The organism is Rubritalea profundi, assembly GCF_002954445.1.
Taxonomy (GTDB): domain Bacteria; phylum Verrucomicrobiota; class Verrucomicrobiia; order Verrucomicrobiales; family Akkermansiaceae; genus Rubritalea; species Rubritalea profundi.
This window is the reverse complement of sequence record NZ_MQWA01000001.1, coordinates 573,322-585,991: the sequence shown is the minus strand read 5'-3', so window position 1 is coordinate 585,991 and position 12,670 is coordinate 573,322. Positions and strand designations below refer to the sequence as shown.

At 53.3% G+C, this 12,670-nt stretch carries 9 protein-coding genes and 1 pseudogene; 9 read left to right on the top strand and 1 reads right to left on the bottom strand.

Going from position 1 to position 12,670, the window contains the following annotated elements; genetic code table 11:
* Positions 1-46: 46 nt before the first annotated feature.
* On the bottom strand, positions 47-2,239 hold the full coding sequence (locus BSZ32_RS02570; protein ID WP_105041971.1) for an NADP-dependent isocitrate dehydrogenase: 2,193 nt from the start codon (positions 2,237-2,239) through the stop codon (positions 47-49).
* A gap of 198 nt (positions 2,240-2,437) precedes the next feature.
* Here BSZ32_RS02570 and BSZ32_RS02565 point away from each other — a divergent pair, with 198 nt between their 5' ends.
* The 9 genes and pseudogenes from BSZ32_RS02565 to BSZ32_RS18610 all read left to right on the top strand — a co-directional run.
* Entirely contained in the window at positions 2,438-2,734 is a 297-nt protein-coding gene (locus tag BSZ32_RS02565) for a hypothetical protein (RefSeq protein WP_129589557.1), read from the top strand.
* A 6-nt stretch (positions 2,735-2,740) separates the two neighbouring features.
* On the top strand, positions 2,741-3,163 hold the full coding sequence (locus BSZ32_RS02560; protein ID WP_165788594.1) for a hypothetical protein: 423 nt from the start codon (positions 2,741-2,743) through the stop codon (positions 3,161-3,163).
* Between the two features lie 422 nt (positions 3,164-3,585).
* On the top strand, positions 3,586-4,164 hold the full coding sequence (locus BSZ32_RS02555; protein WP_105041968.1) for a gluconate 2-dehydrogenase subunit 3 family protein: 579 nt from the start codon (positions 3,586-3,588) through the stop codon (positions 4,162-4,164).
* A gap of 23 nt (positions 4,165-4,187) precedes the next feature.
* Positions 4,188-5,897: a GMC oxidoreductase gene (locus BSZ32_RS02550; protein WP_105041967.1), complete on the top strand. Its 1,710-nt coding sequence runs from the start codon at positions 4,188-4,190 to the stop codon at positions 5,895-5,897.
* A 322-nt stretch (positions 5,898-6,219) separates the two neighbouring features.
* Entirely contained in the window at positions 6,220-6,375 is a 156-nt protein-coding gene (locus BSZ32_RS18615) for a hypothetical protein (protein ID WP_165788593.1), read from the top strand.
* Positions 6,376-6,670: 295 nt separating this feature from the next.
* Positions 6,671-7,432: a tetratricopeptide repeat protein gene (locus tag BSZ32_RS02545; RefSeq protein WP_165788592.1), complete on the top strand. Its 762-nt coding sequence runs from the start codon at positions 6,671-6,673 to the stop codon at positions 7,430-7,432.
* Positions 7,433-7,471: 39 nt separating this feature from the next.
* A pseudogene (locus tag BSZ32_RS19980) lies at positions 7,472-7,666 on the top strand (tetratricopeptide repeat protein); the annotation flags it as partial.
* A complete protein-coding gene (locus tag BSZ32_RS19975) occupies positions 7,643-8,158 on the top strand; it encodes a tetratricopeptide repeat protein (RefSeq protein ID WP_338066250.1) in 516 nt (171 codons plus the stop codon). The pseudogene BSZ32_RS19980 and the gene BSZ32_RS19975, both read left to right, overlap by 24 nt.
* A gap of 348 nt (positions 8,159-8,506) precedes the next feature.
* A partial coding sequence (locus BSZ32_RS18610; RefSeq protein ID WP_105041964.1) for a DUF6797 domain-containing protein occupies positions 8,507-12,670 on the top strand: 4,164 nt, incomplete at its 3' end.

The window sequence follows — 12,670 nt, the reverse complement described above, 5'->3', positions numbered from 1 at the left end:
GAGATTTGAAAATGTTAGCTACCTTAAAGAGGCTGGAAGCGCTCTTTTAAGCAAGCTTAGCAATGATTGCGTTGTATGTGGCGGATGGGCGCATGATCGCAGTGGTCTTCGCGTCGTCGAGCAGGAAGTAACCGCCGAGGTCGGCTGCTGGGCCTTGTGCTGCGTTGAGCTCAGCAATGATGGTAGCTTCGTTCGCTGCGAGTTCAGTAGCGATGGGTGCGAATGCTGCCTGCAGGTCTGCGTCTTCAGTCTGAGCTGCGAGAGCTTGTGCCCAGTAAGTAGCGAGGTAGAAGTGTGAGCCACGGTTGTCGAGTTCGCCGACCTTACGTGATGGTGACTTGTCGTTCTGCAGGAAGAGGTCAGTCGCTTCGTCGAGTGTCTTACCGAGAACTGCTGCTTTCGGGTTGTTGTTGGCGATAGCGAGGTGTTCGTATGAAACTGCCGTGGCGAGGAACTCACCGAGGGAATCCCAACGGAGGTGGTTTTCCTTTTCAACTTGCTGAACGTGCTTAGGAGCAGATCCGCCAGCACCGGTCTCGAAGAGTCCGCCGCCGTTCATCAGAGGTACGATGGAGAGCATCTTAGCGGATGTGCCAAGCTCGAGGATTGGGAACAGGTCAGTGAGGTAGTCGCGGAGTACGTTGCCTGTCACAGAGATTGTTTCGAGGCCGTTCTTAGTGCGATCGAGTGTGTAGAGAGTTGCTTCTGTCGGTGCAAGAATCTGAATATCGAGGCCTTCTGTGTCGTGGTCGAGCAGGTACTGACCGACCTTTTGGATCAGCTGTGCGTCGTGTGCGCGGTCTTCGTCGAGCCAGAAGATAGCTGGGCTACCCGTTGCGCGAGCACGTGTGACAGCGAGCTTTACCCAGTCTTGGATAGGAGCGTCCTTTGCCTGACAAGCACGCCAGATGTCGCCAGCTTCCACAGTGTGCTCGGTGAGTACCTTGCCGTTAGAGTCGATAGCGCGGACTGTGCCAGCTGCTGCGATTTCAAATGTCTTGTCGTGTGAACCATACTCTTCAGCTTTCTGAGCCATGAGACCAACGTTTGGTACTGTGCCCATTGTTGTTGGATCAAATGCGCCGTGCTCTTTGCAGAACTCGATAGTTGCGTCGAAAACACCAGCGTAGGAGCTGTCAGGAATCACTGTTTTAGTGTCCTGTTGCTTGCCTTCTGCATTCCACATTTGACCAGAAGTACGGATCATTGCTGGCATGGAAGCGTCGATGATCACGTCGGAGGGGACGTGGAGGTTAGTGATGCCTTTGTCAGAATCAACCATAGCGATTGCTGGGCCATTGACGTAGCATGCTGCGATGTCAGCTTCGATCTCAGCCTTCTTGTCCGCTGGGAGAGATTCGATCTTAGCCGCAAGGTCGCCAAAGCCGTTCTGTGTGTTCACTCCGAGCTCAGCGATTGTTGCCGCGTGCTTGGTGAATACTTCTTTGTAAAATGCCTCAACACCGTGGCCGAAGATGATAGGGTCAGAGACCTTCATCATTGTCGCCTTCATGTGAAGTGAGAAAAGGGTGTCGTTCGCCTTGGAGTCAGCAACCTGTGCTTCGAGGAATGAAACAAGAGCGTTCTTGCTCATGAATGTGGCGTCGAAGACTTCGCCAGCGAGGAGTGGAGTAGATGCCTTGAGAACTGTCTCAGTAGCGTCTGCAGCCGTGTGAACGATCTTCACGTCAGTGGCTTCAGTTACTGTTACGGATTTCTCGTTAGAGAAAAAATCGCCAGCAGACATTGTCGCAACGTGCGTCTTGGAATCCTTTGACCAAGCGCCCATGCGGTGTGGGTTTGCCTTAGCGTAGTTCTTAACAGCCTTTGGTGCGCGGCGGTCAGAGTTTCCTTCGCGGAGCACTGGGTTTACTGCTGATCCCTTGATCTTGCCGTAGCGCTCTTCTGCGTCTTCGTAGTTAGGAATGTCGTATCCAGCAGCCTGAAGCTCAGCGATAGCAGCCTTGAGCTGTGGTACTGATGCCGAAATGTTAGGAAGCTTGATGATGTTCGCTTCTGGTTTCTTAGCAAGCTCACCGAGCTCAGCAAGTGCGTCAGCGATCTGCTGATCAGCAGTGAGGTTCTCTGGAAAGTTAGCAATGATTCGGCCAGCGAGTGATATGTCGCGTGTCTCAACGTTGACACCAGCTGTCTTTGAAAATGCTTCGATCACTGGAAGCAGTGAGTAAGTCGCGAGCGCTGGTGCCTCGTCAGTTTTGGTGTAAATGATTGTAGACATATTTTTATATAAAATTGATGGGGCGGGGTTTAGAGCATTCTATCCAGATGGACAAGGGGGAATTCTTGTTGATGTAGCATTTGTGAATGAAGATTTTTCATAAGCATTGGCGGTCGGGAGTGAGTGAGAATTTCTTGCGAAAATTATAGTGGGATGGGGGACTTAAATTTGTTTATTTGCAGCATGCAAGTTGTTAGCATGCGTAAATCAATTATTCCCAAGTCATGGAACGTCTCACCAACTATTCGTCAACGAGTAGGTGAAGAGGCTGGTCGTCAGCGACTCATCACTGAGGACGGTGAAATCCTCGTCCTTTTGCACACCGTCCCAACTGCTCAAGACAAAGGGCGCCGCGAAGCCGCTCTGTTTTGGTACGATGGTCAGGGGAATTGGAAATCGTCACCATATTCTGGTGGACGATCTGAACTGAGAACATTGGTAAATTCTTATCAAAAGCGTCTAGGGGAGCTCGACGCATCATTAGAGGCTGTATAGGACGCTGTGGTAATTCATACCGTGATTGATGAAGCCACACCTATTGTTCGCGCTGGCCGTCACTTGGCCCAAGTCATCAGTGAACTACGCAAAGCTCTCCGTGATGACCTAGAAGTCCTCTCTATCCGAGACCAAGCCGTCAACATGGAACGCAGTGGGGATCTTCTCCTTCAAGATGCTAAATCTAGCCTCGACTTCATGATTGCTAAAAATGCCGTAGCTCAGGCAAAGGATGCTCAAAAATCTGCTAAGGAAGCTCAAAAACTCAACCGACTAGCAGCCTTCTTTTTCCCGCTCATGACCATCGCTGCAGTCTTCGGAATGAACAGGCCTGGTGAGATTTTAGCGAACGGAGGAATCATCGTTATCGTCATCTTAGGCTTGGTGCTGGGAGCCATAGTTCAAGCTAGTTTGAAGAAGTCTGAGTGATATAAAGTAAAGTTTCAAAAGAGACGAAAGCCGGAGGTTCCTTGATAATCATTTAGCGCTTTTACTTCAGCACACTCTAGCCCCAAGTCAGCACCATGACTGAGGAGAAACGCCGATTTATCAAGAAAGCACCCAGCACTCAAAGTTTCCGCGTAGCGCATTTTCCTAAAGCCCTCAAAAAGAACATTTGTCTCTTTGGTTTTGCTTAGTGGTATAATGGCATAGCGTCGCGAGGATCACTCGTGCGAGAGGATGAGCCCTTTCCGTCCTTCGGCTCGATACCTCGTCAGCCATTTGTGCCCGCTCTCTACTTGACCACCCACATCCAATTTTCTAAAACCACTCGGTCACCCTAGCTTAACTTAGCCTTTCGGTGGCCTAACTTTCAGGCACACCTCAAAACTAACATTTCGAAAAAAACTATGGAGCGCAGAGAACTTTTAAAGATCATGGCGATGGCAGTGGGAGGCAGTGTTGCCCTTCCGGAAAGCGCTTTCGCGAGAATCGGCGAGGCATTCAACCCCGCCGACCTCACCTATTTCCGTCCGGCCCAGCGCAAGCAGGTGGCCATCCTTGCAGAGGCAATTATCCCGGAGACGGATACCCCGGGGGCAAACGGGGCAGGGGTGCCGGGCTGGATCGAGCTGATCACAAAAGATTGCCTAACACCGGAGGATCAACTCATCATCACAGAGGGACTTGCGGCCATCATGCTGCGCTGTGCGAAAGACCACGGCAAGGGGCTGGACAAGCTTAGCGCAGAAGAGCAGGTGGCTTTTCTTACGGCTTATGATGAGGAGACTAAAGCGACACGGGCCAAGCTGGAGCAGCAAGGAAAACCGCAGAGGCAGACATTTCTCCAGCAGTTCAAGGAGCTTACCAAGTTCTGTTACGTGAACTCCGAGGTCGGCGCTACCCAGGCGTTCGACTACCATTTGGTGCCCGGAAAATGGGTGCCAGACATGCCGCTCAAGCCAGGCATGAAAGCCTACTCCATCTAACTCCTACCTATTAAAAAAAACTTATGAGTCTCACCAAAGGAAAAGCGGAACACATGTATGATGCGATCGTTGTCGGCTCCGGAATCTCAGGCGGCTGGGCTGCCAAAGAACTCTGCGAGAAAGGCCTCAGCACGCTGGTTCTGGAGCGCGGTCACAAGCTCGAACACGTCACCGACTACAAGACCACCAACTCCGCCCCGTGGGAGCTCCAATGGCTCAACAAACCATCCCGGGAAATTATTTCCCAGCAGAAAAAGCAAAGCCGCACTGGCTACACGGTTAGACCTTCGCAGAATCAGCTTTTTGTCGATGACATCGACCATCCTTACGAGGAGAAGAAGCGCTTCGACTGGATGCGCGGCTACCACACCGGCGGGCGCTCCGTCATGTGGGGCCGGCAAACCTATCGCCTCAGCCAGATGGACTTCGAGGCGAACGCCAAGGAAGGCATCTCCATCCCATGGCCGATCAGCTACGAGGAAATAGCACCGTGGTACAGCTACGTGGAGAAATTCGTAGGCATCAGCGGCAACGCCGATGGACTGGTGCAACTGCCGGACGGGATATTCCAGCCAGCGATGGCACTCACTCCACCGGAGCTCGATCTCAAGGCTGGTGTGGAGGGGAAATGGGACACCCGCAAGGTTGTCCACGCCCGCATCGCCCACCTTACCAAGCCGACGCCGGAGCAACTCGCTCTGGGCCGCTCGGCGTGCATGTATCGGAATCTCTGCATTCGTGGCTGTCCTTTCGGCGCCTATTTCAGCAGCCAGTCGGCGACGCTTAAAGCCGCTGCGAACACGGGAAAAATGACCCTGCGCACGCATTCCATCGTCCACTCCGTCATCTACGATGACAAGGCTGGCAAGGCTATCGGCGTGCGCCTGATCGACGAGGTGACACTGGAAACGACCGAATATTTTGCCAAAGTCATTTTCCTCAATGCCTCCACCGTCGCGTCCACTGCGATCTTGATGAACTCGAAATCTGATCGCTATCAGAACGGGATGGACGAGAGCGGGTCGCTCGGCGGCTACCTGATGGACCACCATCTCGGAGTCGGAGCCAAGGGCCACATCGATACCCACGCGGACAAAGTCCAGTTCGGCAGGCGCCCCGGCGGATTCTATATCCCACGCTACAGGAATTTCACCGAGAAACCTGGGAAAGGGAACTACCTCCGCGGCTTCGGCTATCAAGGCGAGGGCATGCGTCAGGGATGGTCGCGTCCGATCGCTGGCTTTGGCGCGGATTTCAAAAAGGAACTCACCTCATTCGGTCCTTGGAAGATCGGTATGTATGGCTTCGGCGAATGCCTGCCCTACGAGAACAACCGAATCTCGCTCAGCAAGAAAAAGACCGACAAATGGGGCTTACCCCTCGTTGTCGCCGATGCCGAGTTCCAAGAAAACGAGCACGCCATGCGCGAAGATATGATGAACGATTCAGCGGAGATGTTAGAATCAATGGGCGCGAAGGGAATCAGCACCTACAACAGGGAACCCTCGATCGGGCTTGCTATCCACGAGATGGGTACCGCGAGGATGGGAAGCTCGCCAGAGGAATCCGTCCTCAACAAACACAACCAAGTTTGGGGTGCACCTAACGTCTTTTGCACAGATGGTGCGGCCATGGTCTCATCCGGCTGCCAGAATCCATCGCTCACCTACATGGCCCTCACCGCAAGGGCGGTAGACTTTGCCGTCACGGAGATGAAAAAAGGCAATCTCTAAGGCGCTAGAAAACTGATCGACCTCCGGGGCTGGCTATTTATTTTACTTGAAATATTATGTGCCAATTCTAGCAAAATTAGACATCTGAAGATGAAAAATATTCTCACCATTGATCAAGCTGGACCTATCAAACAGCTGATGTCTTAGTGACTTCGATTCCAGCAAGGCGGGAGGAAGGCGCATAGCGAGCGATGCAACTGACAACCAACGAAGCTAATCTCGCTGTGTCATTTCGCCCTCTCCAAATCAGCTTTGCTGCAAATACAAAGAATAAGAGTACAACTATTGATCCAGTATAACTGTGAAGAGAGTATGACAACTTTTGAGCAAAGATTCATTCAGAGGCCTGAATCCTACTAATTCAGCTCAGTGCCTTCCGGTCGCCCTAACTGGGCTCGATTGGGGTGGGTCCGATGGTCCCGCCCTCGATGAACTCGGCCTCGGTGGACTCGCTCTGATCCTCCGTCGCCGTAGGTAATTTGGCATCTGAAAATCAACAATCACTCCAACCCCACTTCCCATCACCGGGGGGTGGGTTTTTTGCGGTCCATCGAGTACCTAAGCCCCCAACGGGGGTAAACTCCAAACACCCAGTGAGACAGCTTCGCCTGGAAATACTCCCTGTTTTCCGTGGTTAAAAATGAATCCACAACCCAAGCCTTCTTTCGCATATTTAGCGGTTAAAAATCTGAATAATCATCCCACCTGTCGCGCCAATGTACTCGACATACTCAAGCATTCTCCTAGTTTTTAAAACGTACTCACATCTCACTATGAAAAAATATTCTCTCTCGGTTCTCCTATTGTTCGTCACCCTGCTGATAGCCACCCCGCACGCCGACGCGGCTAGTTACGCCTTTGACAACTTCAACCTCGAAGAGGTTAAAGACAGCGGGGATACTCAAAAAGCGTCTAAAGAAGTAAGCGAAGGCTTTCGATTGTCAAAAAGTGGCAAACAGGAGCAAGCCTTCAAGATGTTCACTCTGGCGGCCAAGCGTAACGAATTAACCGCCTATATGGCACTCGGTATCATGCACCGCGAAGGCCGAGGAACTCCGGAAAACCTCAAACTCGCGAAGGAGAACTTCCAGAAAGCCGCGGCTAAAGGCAACCCGCAGGCGACTAAAGAACTGGTGCTCCTGCGCTTCGCCGCGCCCGATGACCCCGAAGAATTTGCCGCCGCCCGCAAGCAGATGGAGCAATTAGCTAGTAAAGGCCTAGCGGTCGCACAGTTGCGGCTCGGCCTGGCGCACCTCGCAGGCTACGGTTACACCGCCGATGCCACCAAGGCGATCGAGTACCTGACTCAAGCAACAAAATCCACCGGTTCCTTCAAATCCGATGCAGCCTTCGTACTCGGCCAGCTCTACCGCGACGGCAAGCTCAAACCCGAGCTCAAGCCTGACCCACTAAGCGCCGAATCATGGCTCAAAAAAGCGGCCGAGGCAAAACATCTCGGAGCCATGCGCGCGCTCGGAGAATTCTACCTGGCCTCCAATCCTGCTCAACAGAACTACGCGAAGGTACGCGACTAGTTCTCCCGCCTCGATAAACTCGGTGACCCCTACGGCCTTTATTACCTGGGACAAATGAGCGAGAACGGCTGGGGTGGCAAAAAATCATTAAAATCCGCAATCGACTACTACGACAAAGCGGCTGACAAAAAAGTGCCAGCTACCATCTACAGTCTCGCCACCTTCCACGAAAACGGACTCGGGGGACTGAAAATGGACAAGAGCAAGGCGATGGATTACTACCGCCAGGACGCAGAACTCGGCCATGCCGTCTGTATGTATGATCTCTCGGTCATGCTCGACACCTCGGACGTAAGACCGCAACTCAAGGCTGAGGTCATGCCCTGGCTCCTACGCTCCGCATCCGCCGGACTGGTCGCGGCCGAGTACAAGATTGGCACGCGCTACCAGCAGGGTAGGGGCGTGCAGCAGGACTTCGTTGCCGCCGGAGCCTGGTTTATCCGCGCGGCACGTTCCGGGCACGGACAAGCGCAGTTACACCTCGGTGAGATATATGAAAAAGGCATGGGCGTCAAACGCGACCACGGTGCAGCGCGTCAGCTCTTCGAACTCTCAGCCAAAGGCGGCAACCTTGGTGGAGTGGTCAAGTACGCCGAAGTTCTGGCAAAGGGCATCGGTGGCAAACAGGACATCGTTGAGGCCTACGTCTGCGCCGAGTCAGCTGCCAGCGCCGCTGCCGCATACGCCAACGCATCCAACACACCCGTCGGCAAACTAGCTATCTAACTCCGCGATAGTATCATCAAAATTATGACTGCCGAGCAGTTGACCGAGGGTGAAAAACGCCTCACCGACGCAAAGAAAGCCGCCGCTAAAAAAAACTGAACCCAAACAAGTAGACCCAGCGAGCTAGGCTAAGTGTGTCATAGCCAGTCTGTGGCTGGGGCTTCTAGCCTCATTCCAGCCCATCCTAACACCTTAGCCAAAAAGCAAATTCCTAGCAGTTGATGTCCGAGGCTTGAACCTATTCTGAATTGATTATACACCTAGCAACCTCGGTAGGATGTAGATCCGCCAGAAACGATAAAAGGCACCTGAGTCTCCAGCTCCGTCACCTTTAGGCCAACTATTCTCATGAACTTACTTCGCTCTCTTTCCATTTGTGCACTCATTTCGCTCACTCCATCGATCCTCATCGCTGAGACAAGAGCTGAACGAACCCAAGCTCTCAAACTGGAAAACCCCAAAGCCAGCTGGTGGGATCTCATCGATACTGGTCCATTCATCAGTGACACCTTCCTCGGATTTGGACCAAAGGGCGACGTCGCCGTTCTCAAGGGAATCGCCATCAAACTCGGCCGCGACGAGGATCACAGCGTTGTTTTTGACACTGAAACCTTACGCATGGTTGCCGGATTCCAAGGAACGGCCCAGCTCGAGGGAACTCCGTGGAGCGGAAAGCACTCAGACAACTCCTACCTCCCCGAAGACCGAAAGAGCTACTTCTTCGCCACAAAAAATGGCCCAGGCGTCGCTGTAAATGGCAACTGGCAGGACCCGCGTGAAACCAAAAATGGCCCCCTCCCCGACCAGCAAGGTGAGTACCTTGGACTCTACCGACACGAGAATAACACCGTACTGAGCTACACCATTGGCGGCTCCAAAGTCCTCGATACTCCTTGGGTTCACGATGACGCACTTGTTCGTTCATTCAAAATCGAGAAAATGAAGCAGGACGTCGAACTGCTGATTCTTGACCCGCTCGAAGGCGGCCGCGACATAGAACTCTCGTTAGACGGCTTCGCTGATCTCGGCACTCCAGCTGGGATCACTTTAAAGACGCAGCCATCAGGCCGTATTCTGCTCGCTCTTAAAAAAGGAGCCGAGGGAGAATTTGACCTCATCTATTCCCCGAAAGGAAAGAAAGTCGACCTCCCAGATCACCGTGGCCCCGGCCCCCTCACTGCAGGCGGCCCAGCTCTCTTTCCAGAATCTGTCACTGTCAAAGGCCGCGCATCTACCAGCACTGCTGGCTATGCCGCCGATGACATCCCCCTACCCAAAGAAAACCCGTGGGAATCTAACATCCGATTCGGTGGCTTCGATTTCTTCTCCGACGGCAAACGCGCGGCCTGCTCCACATGGAATGGCGACGTCTGGATCGCCGAGGGCATTGATGGTGACCTCTCAAAAATCACCTGGCGGCGCTTTGCCTCTGGACTCTATCAAACACTCGGTCTCAAAATTGTCGATGACATCATCTACACCCACGGACGCGATCAAATCACCCGCCTACACGACCTCAACAACGATGGTGAAGCCGACTTCTACGAGTGCTTTAACAACGACATCCTCATCACCCCCGGATTCCACGAATTTGCCTTCGACCTGCAGACCGACAAAGACGGTAACTTCTGCTTCACCAAGGCAGCCCCCGTCCTCGCAGGTGGTCGCGGATTCTCCGATCCCACCGAGCATACCGGCACCATCCTTAAGGTCAGCCCCGATGGGAAAACGATGCAACGCATGGCCTGGGGACTTCGTGCTCCCGGCGGAATTGGCATCGGTCCCAATGGCGAAATCACCACAGGCGAGAACGAAGGCAGCTACGTTCCACGTTGCAAAATCACCTGGAGCAAGCCCGATGGAAGCAGCTTCCATGGCGTCGTTCCCAGCGAGTGGGACGGTAGAAACTTCGTCCGCAATCTCCCCGGAATGCCGACCGATTACGAAAAGCCTCTCTGCTGGCTCCCCTACTACGTTGACAACTCCAGCGGTAGCCAAGTCTGGGTTCCAGCCGACGGATCATGGTCAAATCACGCTGGGAATATGCTCCACTTTTCCTATGGAAAAAGCTCGATTTATCGAAGCTTGATCGACGAGGTCGACGGCCAGGTTCAAGGCGGCGTCTATCGACTTCCCATCGATCTCACCACCGCCGGCATGCGTGGACGATTCCATCCAAAATCCGGACAACTCTTCGTCATCGGATTCCGCGGATGGCAGACCAATGGCGGAACCGGCTTCCAGCGCATTCGTTTGGTCTCAGACGAAAAGCCCGTCCCCCAAAAACTTGAAGCGCACGCCAATGGACTGCGCATCGAGTTCAGCGAAAAACTAGACCCCTCAGTCGCAAACGATCCCCGCCGCTACTCCATCAGCAAATGGGATTACGTCTGGGGCCCGCAGTATGGTTCTGGAAGGTTCTCGGTCGACGATAAAGATCTCTCCGCTCGCAAGGAAGCCCTTTCTACCCCTTCAAAGGGCTCGGTCAATCAAGTCGACGCGGTCGAAGTACGCGCAGCCAAGCTCCTGAAGGATGGCAAATCAGTCTTCCTCTACATCCCCAAAATGACTCCAGCCATGCAGATGGAAATCCGCATGGACCTCGCCAGCGCGAACAAAAAGGAATTCAAGGAAACCATCTGGAACACCATCCACAAACTTCGTCCAACATTTGATAAACACGGGCTCGATCTCGCCAATCTCCCCGTCATCAAAAAAGAAGCGCTCGGAGAACAAGGACTCATTCTTAGCTCTTCGAGAGGTGCTGCTGACGACGCTCTTGTTGTCGATCGACTTGCCATGACAGTTGAGAACAAGAGCACAATCACCTCTTTAATCAACTCATCACAGGCGGTCTTCGAGGGAGATGTCGTCATCGATTCTCGTGATAAAAGAGCATTCCGCCTGGAAGGTCATGGTTGGGCCAGCCTCAAAATTAATGGCAAGAAAGTCATTGAGGGCGACCTCCCTCTAGAGTCTCCCCCGCTCGACCTCGAAGCCGGCCCTCAAGCGCTGTTCTGCCATTTCAAAAAAGCTAAATCAGGCACCAGCCAAATCCGTCTCCTCTGGAGTGGGTCCGATTTCATCTGGGAACCAGTCAGCCCCTCGGCCTACCGCTACACTTCGAACTCCATGCTAGCCGCCAAGGACAAGGCCCGCAAAGGACGCAATCTTTTCGCCGCTGCCAACTGCGTGAAATGCCACACCGATGAGAATAATGATTTAAAGTCAGATGCATCAATGCCTGAACTCTTCGAAACCCTCCCCGATTTCAACAACATCGGCAACCGCATGCACCAAGGCTGGCTTGAGCAATGGGTTAAGAAACCCGAAGATAATTGCCCAAGTGTCGCACCCGACGAAGCCAATGACATCGCAGCCTTCCTTGCCACTCTGAAAGACAAAGAGCTGCCCGCTTTGACCGGTGATCCGAAGAATGGAAAATCTCTCATTGAAAAGCTCCACTTCACGCCATGGGCTGAGGAATTCACAAAATCCGTCCAACTCACCCGTGGAGGTCTCCAGGCTATCCTGCTTAACCCAAGCCAACACGCCAAGTTCACCACCATCCCCGATCTCCGACTCACACCGCAGGAAGCTGCTGACATTGCGGCTTGGATAGAATCCAAACGACCCAAGCCCCTTCAAGCCACCTTCGGCAATGCCGCAAAAGGAAAATCCATCGTCGCCAACCGATGCGCAACCTGCCATCAACCCGACAAAAAGGAGAAGTATGAATTCGCAGCCAAAGGGCTGAGGAAAATGTGGAACACCGAATGGATGGAGCACGGCTGCTTATCAGAAGAAGAAGGAAATGCACCGGAACTAGGCCTCAGCCTCGATGACAAACAAGCACTCCTCGCCTTTAAGAACGTTGGCGGCAACAGAAACTATAACTCACTCCGCCGCTTCGTTCCTCACGAATACGCATCCCGCGCGATGGAACGCTTCCAATGCGCAACCTGTCACTCGGGAGAGAACAAACTGCCCGACATCACACTCGCAGGTGAAAAACTCAGGACCGATTGGCTCGAATCCCTCTTCAAAGGTGAAACCCTCAAAGTTCGCCCATGGATGACAGCCCGCATGCCAGGCTTCGCACACCACTCACACCTACTAGCCAAAGGAATCGCCTATCGCGCCGGCATGGTCCAATCCTCCCCGAGACCCGATGCCCATGCGTCACTCGTCGAAACTGGCAAGAAAATCGTCGGGCTCACCGGCTATGGCTGCGTCGCTTGCCACGCCGCCGGCGAAACTCCAGCCCTCCAAGCGTTCGAAGGCCAGGGACCCAACCTCCAACTCTCTGGACAACGTCTCCGCCCCGGCTACTATGATTCTTGGATGCATTGGCCTCAACGCTTCAGCCCACTCACCATCATGCCGAAGTACACCGTCGATAAGAAAAAAGCACTCAATGCCAACTTCTTCGACGGCGATGCAAGCAAGCAATTCGAAGCAATCTGGCACTACATCCAGACGCTAGAAGGAGCCGACAAAGCCCCCACCCCC